Source organism: Stenotrophomonas sp. YJH_SMC_101-4 (genome assembly GCF_059370395.1).
Genome location: NZ_JCAFTP010000001.1, coordinates 773,729 through 790,215, shown reverse-complemented (window position 1 = coordinate 790,215; position 16,487 = coordinate 773,729). Strand labels below are relative to the sequence as shown.

The 16,487-nt window shown below is 62.3% G+C and carries 11 protein-coding genes and 1 pseudogene; 8 read left to right on the top strand and 4 right to left on the bottom strand.

Translation table 11 applies throughout. The annotated features are described in order from the left end of the window. Positions 1-2 precede the first annotated feature (2 nt). Positions 3-788, top strand: a complete 786-nt coding sequence (locus AC5P8D_RS03660; protein WP_329758938.1) for a YaiO family outer membrane beta-barrel protein — start codon at positions 3-5, stop codon at positions 786-788. 151 nt (positions 789-939) lie between these two features. Beyond that, positions 940-3,519 carry a pectate lyase-fold domain-containing protein gene (locus AC5P8D_RS03655; protein WP_159360207.1) on the top strand — a complete coding sequence of 860 codons (2,580 nt, stop codon included), beginning with the start codon at positions 940-942 and terminating at the stop codon, positions 3,517-3,519. Between the two features lie 196 nt (positions 3,520-3,715). On the opposite strand, the gene AC5P8D_RS03650 is transcribed toward AC5P8D_RS03655, so the two are convergent. Beyond that, the gene (locus AC5P8D_RS03650) at positions 3,716-4,891 is read right to left on the bottom strand and encodes a lytic polysaccharide monooxygenase (protein ID WP_495203082.1); all 1,176 of its coding nucleotides are present in this window, start codon (positions 4,889-4,891) and stop codon (positions 3,716-3,718) included. A gap of 122 nt (positions 4,892-5,013) precedes the next feature. After that, positions 5,014-5,976 (bottom strand): carbonic anhydrase family protein, encoded by a 963-nt coding sequence (locus tag AC5P8D_RS03645; protein ID WP_495203081.1) that lies wholly within the window; start codon positions 5,974-5,976, stop codon positions 5,014-5,016. On the opposite strand from AC5P8D_RS03645, the gene AC5P8D_RS03640 reads away from it, so the two are divergent. The 6 genes from AC5P8D_RS03640 to AC5P8D_RS03615 all read left to right on the top strand — a co-directional run bounded on the left by AC5P8D_RS03640 (position 5,965) and on the right by AC5P8D_RS03615 (position 13,505). Further along, entirely contained in the window at positions 5,965-6,918 is a 954-nt protein-coding gene (locus AC5P8D_RS03640) for a hypothetical protein (RefSeq protein WP_495203080.1), read from the top strand. The genes AC5P8D_RS03645 and AC5P8D_RS03640 overlap by 12 nt on opposite strands. A 220-nt stretch (positions 6,919-7,138) precedes the next feature. Further along, positions 7,139-7,864 carry a CS1 fimbrial subunit B flags: Precursor gene (locus AC5P8D_RS03635; protein WP_236565029.1) on the top strand — a complete coding sequence of 242 codons (726 nt, stop codon included), beginning with the start codon at positions 7,139-7,141 and terminating at the stop codon, positions 7,862-7,864. Positions 7,865-8,000: 136 nt separating this feature from the next. Next, positions 8,001-8,513 (top strand): CS1 type fimbrial major subunit, encoded by a 513-nt coding sequence (locus tag AC5P8D_RS03630; RefSeq protein WP_329763444.1) that lies wholly within the window; start codon positions 8,001-8,003, stop codon positions 8,511-8,513. Positions 8,514-8,583: 70 nt separating this feature from the next. Beyond that, on the top strand, positions 8,584-11,085 hold the full coding sequence (locus AC5P8D_RS03625; RefSeq protein ID WP_329765734.1) for a TcfC E-set like domain-containing protein: 2,502 nt from the start codon (positions 8,584-8,586) through the stop codon (positions 11,083-11,085). Between the two features lie 626 nt (positions 11,086-11,711). Further along, the gene (locus tag AC5P8D_RS03620; protein ID WP_329758927.1) at positions 11,712-12,392 is read left to right on the top strand and encodes a hypothetical protein; all 681 of its coding nucleotides are present in this window, start codon (positions 11,712-11,714) and stop codon (positions 12,390-12,392) included. A 735-nt stretch (positions 12,393-13,127) separates the two neighbouring features. Beyond that, on the top strand, positions 13,128-13,505 hold the full coding sequence (locus AC5P8D_RS03615; RefSeq protein WP_329758925.1) for a hypothetical protein: 378 nt from the start codon (positions 13,128-13,130) through the stop codon (positions 13,503-13,505). A 1,371-nt stretch (positions 13,506-14,876) separates the two neighbouring features. On the opposite strand, the pseudogene AC5P8D_RS03610 reads toward AC5P8D_RS03615, so the two are convergent. Both AC5P8D_RS03610 and AC5P8D_RS03605 read right to left on the bottom strand, forming a co-directional pair. Beyond that, positions 14,877-15,296 (bottom strand): annotated as a pseudogene (locus tag AC5P8D_RS03610) (YadA C-terminal domain-containing protein); the annotation flags it as partial. 393 nt (positions 15,297-15,689) lie between these two features. After that, positions 15,690-16,379, bottom strand: coding sequence for a response regulator (locus AC5P8D_RS03605; RefSeq protein WP_159360213.1), 690 nt, complete (start codon positions 16,377-16,379; stop codon positions 15,690-15,692). Positions 16,380-16,487: the final 108 nt, after the last annotated feature.

Below are 16,487 nucleotides of genomic sequence, written 5' to 3'. Positions count from 1 at the left end.
CCATGCGATTGATCATCCGTGGCGCATTGCCGTGCGCCCTGCTGCTGGCCATGTCCAGCGCCCATGCCAGCATCGACCGGGTCTCGGTGCAGTTGGATCATGCCGACTACAACGGCGGCTTCGGCAAGCGCGACGTACAGACCGCGGATGTGGCCGGTCGCAGCGGCGGTAGCCGCTGGCACCTGGGCCTGGCCCATGGCGAACGCGACTACGGCAGCAAGCGGTTCAGCGGAAACCGCGTGCAGGGCTCGCTGCACCAGCGCTGGAACCCGCGCCTGTCCACCCGCACCGCCTTCACCGCGTCCAACGATGACCCGGTGTTCGTCAACCGCCAGTTCAACCAGGAAATCCAGTGGAAGATGGCGCCGCAGACCGTGCTGAGCGTGGGCGGCAAGTACGCCCAGTACCATGCCGATGCCTACGTGAGTGGCTGGTCGGTGGGCGTCTCGCATTACTTTGCGCGCGTGACTGCCTCACTGCGCCACGAGCGGCACCGCCAGTCCAATGGCCCCGACGGTCATGGCTCCACGCTGTCGCTGCGCCTGAAGGATGGGCAAGGCCGCGGATCGACCCAGCTGTGGCTGGGCAGTGGTACTTCCGGCTACGCCGCAGAGGCGGATCCACTGCTGCTGCGCGAACACGATGCACGTCGTGCCTTCCTGCGCCGCAGCCAGCCGCTGGGCGATCATCTGGTCCTTGACCTGGGGATCGGCAAGACATGGCACAGGACGCGCCTGGACAGCTTCCAGAGTGTTCAGTCGCATATGGGCTTGGGCTATCACTGGTAGACCGACTTCGGGGGGAAGGATGGGCCGCCCCCGACCCACGCGCACCCACCATCATTGAGGCAGCCTCTGGTCGCCTTTCGGCACAGTCCGATCGACCGTGGCTGATGGCGAACGGAGAATCACGCCCTCCACTTTTCACCTCTCCTTCAACATGCACACCCTGCCCCTGCAGCGGCCACTGGCGCTGATGATTTCACTCACACTGTTTTCCCCCGGAGTTGCCCATGCAGGCGCCTCCACATCCACTGATTGCGATGTCGGAACTGAAGTATGCGAGATCTCGCGCAGCGGCAAAGGCTGGCTGTGGGGCGGCCTGGCCGCGCTCGCTGTAGGTGCCGCCGCTGGCGGTGGCGGTGGTGGCGGAGGTGGCGGAGGTGGCGAATCGGCCGGCCCCGGCGGCGGCGGGACGCCACCGCCCGGGCCGCAGCCCGGCGGCCAGTTCGGCAATGGACAGGTGCTGGTTGGTGCAGGCGGCCACGATCAGTGGCTTCAGCCGGTGACCACCCGCATCAACGGCGATGTGCGCAGCGAAGGAACGCTGGAGCTGGCGGCGGGCACCCTGCACATCCAGGGCGATGGGGAGCTGCGCAACAACGGCACCCTCCACCTGCTGGCCGGCAGCCAGCTGCGCGTCGATGGCGATGGCGATCTGGAGAACTCCGGCGTGATTCGCGTGGCCGGTGACCTGCAGATGGCAGGCGAAGGCAGCCTGGAGAACATCCGCCAGGCGAATTTCATCGGCGCCAACGTACAGATGTCGGGTGACAGCGAGTTCGAGAACCGTGGCACCCTGCATATCGAGGGCGGCCAATGGGCGCTGCAGGGTAGTGCCGAGATCGAGAATACCGGCACCATCAGTGCCCGCGGCACCTTCGCCAATGGCGCGCTGTTCACCGCCACCGCCCAGCGCTACGGCAATGACCGTGATGCCATCGATGTACTGGAGAACCGGGGCCACATCGATCTGGCCGGCGACGCCAGCGTGCTGCGCCTGCGCGCCGACGAGCATGCTGCACACGCGATCAATCATCGCAATGCCAGCATGACCAGCACGGCGCGCAACGCTGCCATGCTGCACGCCGAGGGCAACAATGCCACTCTGCTCAACCAGGGCACGCTGACCATCACCGGCGACAATGCGGTGGCCATGCGCGGTGAGCGCGGCGCCACCCTCATCAACGATGGCACCATTAATCTGGGTGCCCTAGCCGACAACGGCGGGCGCGGCATGGTCGCCATGTCCTCTGATGGCAGCGCAACGATCAATAATCGTCGCGGCGGCGTAATCAACATCCACGGCAGTGAATCGTTCGCCTTCCGGATGGACACCGCCGGCCAGGGGCGCCTGATCAACAATGGCGTCGTCAACATCCACGGCCGCGACAGCGGCATCTTTGCCGACGCCACCACCGCTGCTGCGGATCGCCCCGGCACGCCCGATCTGGGCTGGCAGGCACCGCGCGGTGTGCGCGGCTACATGGTCGGCACGAACGCCGATGGTAGTGCAGGCCAACTGGTGCTGCACGACGGCGGTGAATTGCTCGACGTAGCCGTGGATACCGGTTTCACCCGCGGTACGGATGCATCGTCGCTCCTGCTGAAGGACGTGGTGCTTGGTGCCGATGGCGGCGAGCAGAACATCCATAGCGCCAGCGTGGTATGGCAGGCGCAGGGCCTGCGCAACGCCGATGGCAGCGTAGACGTGGTGATGCAACGGCAGGACTATCGCGAGTTGGCGGATGCCTCGCAGCAGGAACTGGCCGCAGCGCTGGAAGGCAGCTACCGCAATGATTCCCTGTTCCACGGCCTGGAACTTGCTGACCGGACCCAGTTCCAGGAAGCCTTGACCCAACTCTCCGGTGCCAGCCTGCTTGACGGCCCGATGCGCCTGGCCAGCAATACCGATGCCGTATGGTCGCAGCTTGCCCAGTTGCGTGCCGACACCCCACAAGTGCTCGGCTTCGGTGGCGGCAACAGCAATTCGCTGGATGTCCGCGGCCAGGGTACGGCCTTGCAGCTGGCGGTGCCGCTGACGGGCGGCCGCACCCTGCAGATCATCAGTGCCGGGTTGCGGGGAGACTTGTCCAACCGTGGTAGCAGCGATAGCGCACAGACTTGGCTTGCTGGCGTCGGCCTGGCCCAGCAGTGGGGACGCCTGCAGCTGCGCCATCAGCTGGGTCACGAACTGCACCAGATGCAGGACCAGCGCAACCTGAACTGGTCCGGGGTGAGCGAACGCGCACGCAGTGAGCGCAGGCTTTCCCGCACACTGCTGAGCTCCACGCTGAGCCACTCGGTCAGTCACGGCAACCTGCACTGGCAACCTCGATTGAAGGCGACGGCCTTCGACTATCGCGAGGGCGGCTTCAGCGAGGCTGGTGCAGGCGGTTTCGGCCTGCGGGTGGAGGCAGGCAACCTGCGTGGCATGGCCCTCGAACTGGGCAGCGCATTGCAGCATCGGCTGAGTGATCGCTGGCAGTTGCAGGCCGACCTGGCCGTGACCAAGCCGATGCTGTCGCACGCCGGCCAGCGCCAAGCATGGCTGCACGGCGCCACCAGCCAGGCATTCACCCTGCCCGGCCTTCGCGTGGGCGGTCTCGACCATCGTGTCGCGCTGTCGGCCGACTACCAGCATCCGCGTTTCAACTTGGGCCTGCAGATGCTCGGACAGCGCGTGTGGGGGCAGAACGATCTGCAGGCAGGATTGCGCATGGCCTACCCGTTCAAATAGGAACCCGCCTGTTGCGCCCACCGTCGCGACACCCCAGTCGAAGGGCTGGCCGCTACCGAAGCGGCCAGCCCTTTCCTACATCTGCCTCTAGCTCACTTCGGGCAGCAGGAGAAGAAAAGCCCCCTGCACGACAATGCGCACAGGGGGCCAAGGATCACTGATGATGGCGCCGGATCATGCCGGCCGCCTGCCTATATCAATAGGCAATCCACGCATCACGCCACGCCCAGCCGGTGCCCGGGCGATACGCGTCTGCGTTGATGTTGCACCACGCACCTTCCGGGAACGGTCGGCAGGCATACAGCTTGCCATCGGTGCCCTTCACCACGGTCTCGCCGGGCGTGTAGCTGCCGATGCCGGCCGGATAGACATGATCGAAATCACCACCCGGCGGCGGATCAACCGGATCCGGGCTCGGCAGCGGCACCTGGGTCTCCAGCTGGAAACGGTTGCCCGGCTTCAGGTAGACGCGGTTCTCGGTTGCCGACGCCACTGGCGTGACCACGCCATTGCTCAACACGCCCACGCGGGCATGCTGTGCAGTGGCATTGACCTTGCGCGCCAGCACCAGCGGCCACTGCGCCGGTGCGGTCTGGCCGGCAACCAGCGTGGTTTCCACGCTCTCCAGATCGTTGCCCTGGGCGTTGAACACGCGCAGGGCCAAGCTGGTGCCGACGTCCAGTGCACCGCGGGCGGTCACCGGTCCGGCATCCTGCCATTGCGGCGGCGGGGTCACGCCTCCACCACCTTCGAAGCGCACGTCCATGCAGGTGTAGAAGGCCTCAGCGGAATCCGAGCGCTGCCAGGTGTTGTAGATGACGTGCTGACCGCTGCGCTGCGGCAACGGGCAATCGAGCTTGTACACGCCGCCCTCCGACAGCGGCACGTTGCCGAGGGTGCAGAATTCTTCCAGATCGGACCACGCCAGACGTGAACCCGGCTGCCAGCCCTCGCGCGTCACATAGAACTTCCACTCCCGGGTCTGATGTGGTGCCGGGGCCAGGAACTCGAAGGTATAGCGGCCGCGCACATCCGCGCGCATCGGGGTGGTCTGCCAGTCGGCGCGGTTGAGATCCAGGCCGCGGTACTTGGGCAGGCTGGCACTGCACAGCTCGCCGTCCTTCACCAGACCCTGATGGTTGCCGTTGGCGTTACCATGGGCAATGGCGTTCCAATCGTAGAACGGCTGCGAACCGCCAACCTCCTTGGCGGCCGCACAGGCCGGGTTGGTCGGGTTCTCCGGGTTGCCCTGATAGCAGGCGTAGACCCGGCTGGCCGGCTTGGACATGGTGCCGTGCGCGAAGGCGTTTCCGCTGGCGGCCAGCCCGGCAGCGGCCGCCAGGGCCAATGAAATGGCGTTGCGTAGTTGCATCTATTCACTCCAGTGAGACTCAGTGGGGGGAACCTGAAGTCTCACCAGAGCAATCAATTCCATCTATCTGACTTTGCCTAGAATTGACGAGTTAAACATCGGGGCAATCGCTGGAACAGCACTCAGTCGAGGAACTCCACCCGTCCGCCAGACAGGTGATACAGGCTACCTGCAATGCGGAGACTGCCTGCGTCTTCCAAGTTGGCAAGTACCCTGCTCTGCTCGCGAATTGCCGCAACAGTGCGCAGCACATGGGACCTGGCCACAGCGTCGACAAACGCCGCATTCCTGCTGCTACGCTCACCCGTGTATTCGGTCGCGAGCACCGAAGGCCGGATGCGGTCGACCAGGCCGGTCAGATGCCCCAATTCGGCACGATCGATGGCGCCCTTGATGGCGCCACACGAGGTATGGCCCATTACAAGCACCACCTTCGCACCAGCCACGCCACACGCATACTCCATGCTGCCGAGCAGATCCGGGTTGACCACATTTCCGGCCACCCGCGCGTTGAAGCTGTCGCCAATCGGAATATCCATCACGATTTCGGCGGGCGTACGCGAGTCGATGCAGCTGAGGATGATCGAGCCGGGATACTGGCCAGCAACCGTGGCGCGCTTCTGCGCGAGGTAGTCGTGCTGGGTGGCCTTGCCGGACTGGAAGCGTTCATTGCCGGCCTTCAGTCGTTCGAGTACTTCATCGATGCTCAGGCCGTCACGTTGCTCGCGGTTCAGGGGCGCCGCCTTGACCGATCCGGATGTAAGAAGGCCCGCGCCTGCCAAGCCACCCAGAGCAGCGAGCGCCGCGGCTTGGCGGAACAGGCCGCGGCGGCCCTCATCCAGAGCGTGATCTGAGCAAGAGGAACTGGAATCACACATTGTAAAGACTTCCGAAAGATGGGGATGGAAGGCAGTTTCAGGGCTTGTTTCGGCCGAACAAATAGAACTCGTCCCAATTCCCCGCCGTGCGGCCATGCTCCCTCGAAAGTTCAGACGGGTCAGATGTCCTTCTTGATGGGCAATGGTGATGATGGAGCCCTCTTCATCAAGCGCCGCCAGGCCAGAGTTGTCCGTGTGAATCTGCATCGCTTGCAAAAGTCAGCGTGGATCATCCGCATCTGCACACTCCATCGGTTCCGCAGCATGGCTCGAACGTTGATCGGCTGGGGTGACGGCATTCTTCCCACCCGCTGGATGCAGCTGGGCCTGATCGGTGCGATTCTGGCAGTGCCTCCTGGCCTGCGCGGGCGCCGTTATCAGGCGGCGCATGTCCACCTGCGCCTGTTCAAGTACAGCGTAGGCGATGCAGACCACCAGGCGAGGAGGCACCTTGCACTCCGCCTGCTATGCGAAGGACGCCAGCGTGGGCCAGTGGCAAAGGATCCAGTGCGCTGGCGTGACCGCATCCGCGCCACCACATGGCATGACCCCAGTGCCAGTTGGCGCCTGCCGTGTCCGGGAATGCACATGATCGCCCTGCTGCGTACTGGCGACCCCCTCATCGCATTGGCCCGCATCATTGAGCAATGCCCCCCATCTGCACGATTCTTCATTGCCCTGCCATGCTTCCACGAGGATCCGCTACATCGCATGGTCAGAAGCCTGCGACAGTTCGGCTATGGAATCGAAACGGCTGACCGGCGAGATCCCATGCTGTCTGTAACAATGGTGCGCCGCATGATGCAGGGTGTGACGGTACTGGCCTTCGTCGATCTGCCTACATTGGGCCAGCCAGCCTCGCATCTGTGCAATGCCTCGCTTTCAGCAGAGACCGGTGACGGCCAAGAGCACGATCCGATAGGCCTCGCCCATCTGGCTGGAACAGACATCCTGGTGGCTGGCCATCGCATGGATGCCGGCCCAGGTGACGGACTGCATGTTGTGCAGCGCGTTCCGCACGGCCCTTTCAGTCGCATGTCCCACGCTGTACTGCAACATGCAGCCGCCTTCATCGCCCACGATCCCGCCAACTGGCACCACCTGGATCGAGCCGCGCCCATTTTCAGCCGCAGAGCAGCTGAAGGCTGAACAGGCGGCCGGTGCTGACGCCATCAGGCCGCCATCCACCCGGACTTTAGGCCCCGTCCTATGCAATCCCTCTTCTGAAACTCGGATAGTGACGACGTCCGGCAAGCAGCGCTTGGCAGCCAGGCCCTTCCAGGTCCGCCACATAAAGTGCGCTTGCCACACCACAACCCCGTCGCTCCCTTCGAGCCTTCGAGAGGCAGAACATATGAACCGTATCTTGATGGCCGCCCTGCTGACCGCCTCGGCCTTCAACAGCCAGGCAGCCACCCCGCAGATCAATGTGGGCACCATGTTCGATTACATGCAGGCCAACAGCACGCAGCTGCTCAAGCGCGTGCGCAACAGCGGTGGCGCTACGGCCTTCGTTCGCGTGGAGATCAGTCGCATGCACTTCGACGCATCGGGTGAGATCACCGAAACCCCCGTCGATGCAGCCGCATTGGCACGCAGCGAGCCCGGGGCGCAAGGCCTGATTGCCAGCCCGAGCCGAATGATCGTGCCGGCCAACAATGGCCAGCAAGCAACTCGCCTGGTGTTCCGTGGCAATCGGGACAGTGAACAGTATTACCGCATCCGCTTCGTTCCCGTCGTGCCGGAGAAGGGCGAATTCTCCCTGACCCAGGAACAGTCCGAGGAGTACAAGAAGAGCATCTCGGCAGGTGTCAACGTGTTCACGGGCTACGGCACGATGGTTTTCGTCGCGCCGACCGACGCCCGCTACGACACCCACGCCGACGCACATCAGGTCCGCAACCAGGGCAATGCCACGGTGGTGCTGGAGAATCTTCGCCAGTGCGCCATCGCCCGCCCTGACAATTGCAGCAAGGGAACCAGAGTGCATCTCTTCCCTGGCCAGGCGCACATCCTGAACCACGCTCCCGAGCAGTTCAGCCGCTATCAGCTGATCGAAGGCGGCGCGACGCGCGAGTTCGACAGCCGCCGTTGAGCCTGCCCGCGGCAGCCCAATCGCTTCAGCTTCCCTTTCTCTTTCGCCGGGCCACCGCCGGGGGGCCATGGGGAAGTTGCGTCTCCACCCGGCCATTTCATTTCGTAGTCCTCGTCCAACCCAAGGAGCAATACCCATGAAGTTCAACAAGACCCTGCTGTCGGCTGCGGCCGCCCTGATCATCTCCCCGGCCGTCAGCTTCGCCGCTGATATCCCGGTCAACGTCAGGGTCGAGGCCGTCATCCCGACCGCCGACGGCCTGCGCGTGGATACCAAGGATTGGGGTGGCGTTACCCAGAACATGTCCTATGACATCAACAGCGACACGCTGTCCCCGATCCGCAAGCAGCTCTCGGTCAAGAGCAATGCAGACGTCTACGCCTACCTGCAGTCGCCTGCCAGCCTGACCTCCGGTAACGATTCGCTGTCGCTGACCGTCGCCCTGGGTGCCACGGAGCTCAAGGTCGGCGCCGCCAACAAGGCTGAGATCGCGAAGAAGGCCGATGCGGAAGCGACCAACGGCAAGACCATGGATCTGACCATCACCGCCGCCGACGCACCGAGCACGGGCTACGTGGCCGGCAGCTACATTGGCGAGGTCATGATGATGTTCGAAAGCACCCCGGCCTCGGGTGGCAGCGGCAAGTAAGCAGCGCATTACCCGTTGAAGGGGCGCCGGGCGCCCCTTCTCTTTTCACACTCTCTCCCGAGGCAGATCCATGAAGCCCCGCACCCGTCACAGCCGCTTGGCACTGGCAACCGCCTGCGCCCTGTCCGCCCTGTCAAGCCAGGGCGTTCAGGCAAGCGACCGGACCGGCACCTTGAGCCTGCAGCAGCAGCGCCAGTACATGCCCGTCGAGTTTCGCGAGCACCTGTTCGGCGCGCCGCTGATGGTGCGTGTGGAGCGTGACGGTACCTATCTGGGTGATGCCGAGGTTGTGCTGCACGAGGACAATCGTGTGCAGCTGCTGGCCTTCAACGAAAGCCATGACAGCCCGTTGCCGCCTCACGAGCGTCAGCATTGGGCCAGCCAGTTGGCCGAGCCCACCGCACTGGGGATGTGCGAAAACCAGTGCCAGGGCCTGCTTGCCGCACACTACAGCCTTGAACATTCCCTGCTCTCCTTGCTGACCAGCGAGGGCAGCCGCGCTACCGGCGATGGGCGCTACCTGGCACAACCGGAGAATGGCAGTCATGGCCTGATGCTGCGCAACAGCCTCACGTTCAGTGGTGGGCAGCAACAGGGCCATGCCCTGAACTATGGTGCCGAGCTGCAAGGCAGCGTCGGTCATTGGAGTACGGTCGGCAGCTACCAGTACTATCTCAATGAGTCTGGCGAATCAGCAAAACACTATCTCAGCGCGCTGTATGCACAGCGCGAGTTCCGTGACCACTTCCTGCGTGTAGGCTACTTCCTGCCCACGTTCCAGGGCGTGACCCGCCAACCACGTGCACCGGGCACGCAGAATTACACCAGTGTGGGCATCATGGCCGGTTCTTCCGATGCCCTGCTGGCCGATTACAGCAGCGTCAGCGTCTATCCGGTCTATGTCACCGCCAGCCGTGACGGCGTGGTGGAGATCTACCGTGATGGCAACCTGATCAGCACCCAGGCTGTGAAGCCAGGTGTGCAGGAAATCGACACCCGGCGCCTGCCCGGCGGCATCTACGATGTCGAGCTGCGCGTGGTCGAGGAAGGCCAGATCAGCTCGCGTGAAACAGCCGTCATCCACAAGCCCGGCAGCTGGCGCGATGCCAGCCGCCGTTGGCGCTACAGCGTGTTCGCCGGCCAGCAGCAAGGCCTGCTCGACAGCGGCAACGATGCCCAGCAAGGCAGGGTTTCCGCAGGCGCGGTTGTCAACTATCTGCTGCACCCGCGTGCCGTAGCCGGCGCCACCGTGCAGCAGGTGGGAGATCGCCGCAGCGCTGGCATTTCCCTGGACTGGCAGGCCAGCGATCGCTTCAATCTGTATACCAATGTGTATGACTCGTCCTATGCTGGCCGCGGCATCGATGCCCAGGGCATGTTCCGCTACGGCACAGGCTCGGTCATCGTCTCGCACGCCCGTACGTGGGTGGAACAGCGCGATCGCCTTGCATCCAGGCCCGGCCAGCCACCGCGCTGGGAAATTGCCAGCGGCTGGCAGGACAGCAGTGCAGTGTCCTTCAATCATCGCATTGGCGACCGTAACAACCTCAGCCTCCGCGTGGCCCATAACAGCGGTTTCAATGCAGGCACCAGCGTGGATGCTTCGTGGTGGCGGCGCCAACCACTGTTCGGCAACGATGCCAGCTGGCGCGTGTCGGTCTATGACCGCCCAGGCAGCGCCTTCACCGACTTCAAGCGGCAGCGCGGCATTGATTTCACTCTGAGCCTGGAGCTCGGCAGAGAGGGTCGCCGCTACAACGGCAGCCTGGGCAGCCGCACCGGCCAGGCAGGCAATCGCGATCTGTATGCGAGCGCCACCGTCCAGCAACAATTGGATGGATCCTGGCTGCAGAGCGTGCAGGGCACTGTCACTGCCGATCGCAGCGGGCTTGGCCTGGGCGCCGGCGCGTATGTCGAACACCAGTATCTCAATGGTGATGCCCAACTGCAGCGCTCCTCGCTTGACGGTCGCCTGTCGGGCAACGTGAATCTGGAAAGCACCTTGGTATTGGGTGACGGCAAGGGCGCCCTGCTCGGCCGCAACCAGACCCAGAGTGCCAGCACCGGGGTGATCGTTGACGTGCGTTCTGACTACCCCGACCTGGAGCTGCGTGCCGACGACAGCCAGGGTGGCGGCGTGACCCTCAAGCCTGGCCGCAACTTCGTGCCGGTCAGTGCCTATCGAGCCGGCTTCGTGCAGTTCGATTTCACCGGAAATGCGGCCCCGGCCGCGACCATCCAGCCGGCCACCGTCAGCTACCACCTCAACAAGGGTGGGGTCATGCATGCCAGCGTAGATGTACTGCGCACCTTCACCGTGATGGGCCAGGTTGTGGACGCCAACGGCAAGGGCCAGCGCGGCGTGCAGGTAATCAACCACGCCAGCCGCAGTGTCAGCCAGGAGGAAGGCTTCTTCACCCTGGAGCTCAGTGCCCGTGAGCCTGTGGTTGAGCTGCGATACGCCGATCATACTGGGTGTACGCTCAGCTTGGACGAAGCCCGTTACCCGCGCGAAGGCGATGTCGTGATGGTGGGTGGGCTGCAGTGCCCGATTCAGGTGGCTGGAAAGTGATGCTAGACAAAAACAGGACGAGAACTATCATGACCAGATTCACAGCCACTTTCCTTCGAAGGGCAGTGTGGTACAAGACTGGCCTCGCTGCCATTATTGTGGCGTGCGGGTACTTGAACGATGCAGGTGCTGCCGAAACAACAGTAACAGCGGAATTCAAGCCAAGTTCATTGGACCCCAATCGGAGAGCGTTCGTCAACACAACGCCCAATAGCGGGGCCTGTGCCACCTACCCTACTGTCTGCGGCGGCCGCAAGAGTTTCTCAACTGGCTTGGCAGTCCGCTATGGAGAATTTGTTATCGGCGCCCCTGACAATAGACAGGCAATGTTCACAATGCCGTCTAAATGGCGGGATATTACTGTTAGGGGGGACGCGACAGGCGATACTCGGATCGTCAGATGGAGAGCTGTAATCCATGCGGCGAGATACGTCCTGCCACGCTCTGCTGCTAGTATTACCGGAACTGCCAACATGTGGACGGGTCATTCCAATCTTTGGACGACAGGAACCTGGCAGTATGGAATGTCTCCATGCTCATCGGCGGCCATCAACAGAATTGCCGATACTTGGTACCATTTTGGATGGAACACTGGGAGTCCGGATGGCTCGTCAGACGCAACCTGCGTGAAGAGAGCTAATTTCAACTTCGAATCGATGAGACTGGATCAATCATCATTCGTCTACGAGCTTGAAACGCCAGATCCTCTTGCAATGAAGAATGATGTGTACAGAGGTGTACTGAAGCTCGATGTTGGTCCGGGTGGAGATATCGATTTCGGGGAGAATGCGACGACAGACGCGGTTCTCAACATCAACTTCGTCCTGGATGTGGCGCATGAATTTTCCATTCAGTTCGCCAATGCCAACCCCCAAGTCAGTCTGCTACCCGTTGGCGGTTGGCACCAGTGGGTAGACTACAATCGTGCGCCCAAACGGTTGCAGCAAGAACTCCCCTTTTCCCTGACCAGCTCCAGCGAGTTCAGTATCAAGATGCGCTGCGAGCACGACGCCAACGGGCGCTGCGGTATCCGGGATCAGGGGGCAGGCACCGTGGTGCCAGTGGATGTGGACGTAACGATGCCGGGCATGCGGAACGTGGCTACTGGCGCAGCTGCAATCAGCACTCCACTGGTGTCCGAGCAGAGCGGCCTTACCGCGCCGCGCTTCAGCCCAGACAGCTATCTGCAACAGCGTCCATCGAAGCTACACTTCTCTACCAGAGGGAGCCCGCTGGACGAAATGCTCAAGGCACCGGGTTCCAAATGGAAGGGGGACGTGACGGTGATCTTCGATTCGGATCCCTGATTAGCAGAACGGCATAGCTTCACCACTGGATGGGGGCCCTGATGCCCCGACAGGAAGAAGGTTTCTTCACGCTGGAGCTAAGCACCTGCGAGCCAGTGGTGGACCTGCCACGTCCCGACCTGATCGGGTGTGCGCTCAGCTTGAACGAAACCCGTTACCCGCGGGACGGTGATGTAGTGATGGGGGGCGGCTGCAGTGCGCGGTGCAGGTGGCGGAAAATTGATGCGCGGCATAGTCGCAAAATGCGCCGCGCAATAGAACGACCGTTTAATCACAGAGGATAACCGATATGAGCAACTTCCCTCCCTGAGCACTTTTTCCCGATCATCTCGGGCAGCATGGGGCCGCTACCGGCCGCCGCCGCATGGGCGTTTGACGTACACGTTAATGCAGAATTCAAGCCTGATATCCGTGACCCCTCACGGTTGTCATTCGTCAACACTACCGAGATGCAGGGCAACTGCACGAATTCCGCCTACAGACCGCGGTATCAGAAAGAGGGGGGTATTGTCGTGCCTATCCAGGGGGACCAAGCTGGTCGAAAATGATGCTGGAGACAACCGCCTCTACCTGGGGCTGCCTGCTGTGCGATCCATCCGGGTCGCTGACACCCAAACAGGTCGAACGTTGGACGTGAAGCTGTACATGGCCGGTGGCACTGTGCGAATTGGTCGTCCGCCAGGGCAAGAGAGTCCTGGCGAACCCGTCGGCAGCGGAGCCCCGGCTGCATGCAGAATGATTACCGTGGGCGCCGATGGCGGGGGTTCGCGGTATCGTACGCAGATGATGGGGGTGCGTAACGGTCAAGCCAGCGCTGGTGCGTTCTACAACGCCAAAATGCGGCTCCAGCAATTGTATGAGCTCCGAGACTTCGAGTTTATCTTCCGTATTGAGGCGGACTCGCCACTGTTGTTGCCTTCTGGCGCCTACACCGGCAGTACTAAGTACATTGTTGGCCAGGATTTTAGGTTCGGTGCCAACGCAAATGTGACCAGCGATCCGGTGATTGATGTTCATTTCACCTTGACCGTTGAGCACCAGTATGCGGTTTTTTTCCTGCCGCGTCGCCCAAAGTCAGCATGGCTCGATTGGCGGCTGGCAGCAATGGACTGATTACGGCGGTGCACCCGATCGGTTGCAGCTGAATCTCCCATTCACGTTGAGATTTCAGCATCAGAATGCGCTGCGAGCACGAGGTCTCAGGCCGCGGCGGCATTGAAGACCTGTCCTCAGGCACGATCGTGCCGGGGGGCGTGGCTGTGACAATGCCGGGCATGACGGTTAATGGGCGCCCCGGTGATCAAAACCGGGCTGGTTTCCGAGGCCAGTGGCAGTGCTGCACCGCGCTTCATCCCCGACCGTTACCTGGTCAGCCGCCCTTCCAACTGACCTTCTCCGCCAATGGTACGGCAGTGACCGACATGCTCAAGGCCCCCGATTCGCATTGGCAGGGCGACGTGACGGTGGTGTTCGATTCTGATCCCTAAGTGACCAGTGATGGTGGCTGCGGCCGGCGCAGCCACCATCACAGACACGTAGCACACCGGTTCTGCACTCGATTGCATAGTGGCACCCGCAAGTCCGCCAAAAATTGCGCCACCCATTCCTCCAGTTACTGCTGCGCGCCCACGCGCCCTGTGCATGAGCCACCCACGCGCCGTGTGGACATTTGCAGAACTTGAAGGCGTGAGAGGCGTTATGCAGTGCACGCTTCAGGTTGGAAAACGCAATATTGATTCAGCACGCACAGGACTTCTCGCAACCAACACGGCCACTGGGCCAGACCACGGTATGGGCATGCTCGGTTTCCAGTGCCCGAAGATCCCCCAGCGCATCGCTGTAAACATCCAATCCCGTCTGCAACCGGCTAGCAGCCCACTGGGCCAGTGCTGCGCTGTTGAAAGCCGGCACCGGATCATCACGGCATAGTCAGGACGCTCTTCCTCGTTGGTCTCCACAGGGTTCACAGAAGGGCGCTTGCTCTCCGGGCCGTGATCGGTCTTTGCCGTTTCGCTCTCGCTATGTGGGCGTCGACCAGTTGCACCACGCCACCGAGTTGATTGATAGCTTCACGCTCGGTCGTCGCATGCATCAGTTCTTGCTTGATCCGCCAGGCTCCGGGCAGCTCTCTCCCAGGTTACACATCCGTTCCAGCCCACCATCAAGCCTCTGAAAGCATGCTGCAGGGCCCGCTCGCACTGCGACCCATGGCCGTAGCGTTTCGAAGAGAAGCGTGCGCCCGGCGATGTGTCGCAGAATTTCTTGGGCGGTACCCAGCGACATGCGGGCCCAGGCTGGGCTACCGGGATCAGATCCTCCAGCGAAAGCGGGAGCAAGGCGCCCTGTTGGCCTGCCACGTAATGCATACAAGAAAGCCCGCAACTATCGTTGCGGGCTTTCTTGGCCTTCTCATATCCGTCCGTTTTCAGTTTCTACACAGACTGAGACGTCCGGATCTTTTGAGCATTGCTTATGTTAAAGCGCTTACCACCCGATGCCCATACCCACCCCCATGCTGCGCTCACCACTGTTGGTGAAGGCACCATTGAGGCTGAAGGTGGCCGAGCCCTTCTCGTTGAGCACACGCTGGTAGCCCACCGACAACGCCGACTCGCCTTCCGAGTACCCCACACCCGCGCCCAGGCGGTTGTAGGTCTTCAGACCCGCCGTGTTCATGGCCATGGCGGCTTGCGCACTGCTCATCGCTGCCATGCGGTTGAAGCGCTTGTCCAGCTTGTCCAGTCTGCGTTCCACCCCAGCGATGGCCTGGTCGGCGTAGTCGTTTGCGCGTTGCATGGCCTCGTCAAGAGCGCGGGTATCGACCTGGGCAAGAGGAGCTTCTGGAGTCACCACCGGCTCCGGCGACGCCTTCGGTGCATTCCGGCCTGCGTCGGCCACCTGCTTTTCGGCAAGCGGCTTCACGAATCCTAGACATCACTGCCTGGCAAACCATCGAACATGCCTGACGTTCATCCCGGGGATCGCGCCGCCTGCAGAGGCGGTCCACCGGAGCCACGCCACATTGACTACTGCCTGTTGCGCGCCCTGCCTTCGGTGCGCACCGTCCACGATTGACGGAACCGGTGCCGCTGTTGCGGCGAGGCGAACATGTACAGGTTGAGCGAGTCCAAGAATTTCTTCTGCTGGCCTGGCGAGAGCCGGGAAAAGCCCAGCATAAGATCTTCTATGCGTTCATCGGAACTTGCATGCACATCGGCACCTTGTGAGCATTCGGATGTCGACTTCCACCCTACGGAACTGGCGGCGCCCGTCCATCGGTCATGGTCTGATTCTCGATCAGGCATCACCAAGATCTTCGTGGCGGTCACTCCGCGCCACCTGCGCGGAACTGACCAGTCCGTGCGTGACCGCATATGCAAACAGGTCGGCATCCTGCTGCAGGTTGAGCTTGCGCATCGCTGCCTGCTTCTGCGAACTGATGGTCTTGCGGCTGCGGCCTACCCGGTCGGCGATCTGTGCCACGGACATACCCTCGGCGTACATGCGCAGCACTTCGGATTCGCGCTTGGACAAGCCCTTTGAATCACCGACGTTCTCTATCAGGGGCACACGATCGAGCACCTGCCGAATGGCTGGAGACAAGTAGTCCTCGCCCCGCATCACCGCCTTCAGTGCTGGCAGCAGGTGCAGCTCAGGATCGGCCTTGCTGATGATGCAGTACACGCCGGCAGCCCGGATGCTGGTCATGACTATCGCGCTCTCGATACCCGTCATCACCACAATGCGGGACGACGGAAAGCGTCGTTGCAGAAACCTCAGCCACGTAACACCGTCGCCATAGCGACCCTGCGGCATGGAGAAGTCGGTCACGACCGCATCCACTCGCTGCCTGCTGAGGACTCGCACGGCTGCGGTCGAGTCCAGTGCCTCGCCGACCAACTGCACTTCGGGCATGGAGTGCAGCATGCATTCGATGCCGGCCAGAACGACGGGATGGTCATCAATGACCAGGGTACGAATCTTCATGCCAATTGCTCGATGAATGGGTTGGGAAAGGGCCATTGCTTGCCATATAGTGTCGCCAAGCGTTCAGCGGCGCCTGGGGCCGACTGGGAGAAAGCACTGCATGAGCAC

Excerpts from the sequence above, each read along its gene's own strand:
- AC5P8D_RS03660 (WP_329758938.1), top strand. The coding sequence starts at position 3 with ATGCGATTGATCATCCGTGGCGCATTGCCGTGCGCCCTGCTGCTGGCC.
- AC5P8D_RS03655 (WP_159360207.1), top strand. The coding sequence starts at position 940 with ATGCACACCCTGCCCCTGCAGCGGCCACTGGCGCTGATGATTTCACTC.
- AC5P8D_RS03650 (WP_495203082.1), bottom strand. The coding sequence starts at position 4,891 with ATGCAACTACGCAACGCCATTTCATTGGCCCTGGCGGCCGCTGCCGGG.
- AC5P8D_RS03645 (WP_495203081.1), bottom strand. The coding sequence starts at position 5,976 with ATGCAGATTCACACGGACAACTCTGGCCTGGCGGCGCTTGATGAAGAG.
- AC5P8D_RS03635 (WP_236565029.1), top strand. The coding sequence starts at position 7,139 with ATGGCCGCCCTGCTGACCGCCTCGGCCTTCAACAGCCAGGCAGCCACC.
- AC5P8D_RS03630 (WP_329763444.1), top strand. The coding sequence starts at position 8,001 with ATGAAGTTCAACAAGACCCTGCTGTCGGCTGCGGCCGCCCTGATCATC.
- AC5P8D_RS03625 (WP_329765734.1), top strand. The coding sequence starts at position 8,584 with ATGAAGCCCCGCACCCGTCACAGCCGCTTGGCACTGGCAACCGCCTGC.
- AC5P8D_RS03615 (WP_329758925.1), top strand. The coding sequence starts at position 13,128 with ATGATTACCGTGGGCGCCGATGGCGGGGGTTCGCGGTATCGTACGCAG.
- AC5P8D_RS03605 (WP_159360213.1), bottom strand. The coding sequence starts at position 16,379 with ATGAAGATTCGTACCCTGGTCATTGATGACCATCCCGTCGTTCTGGCC.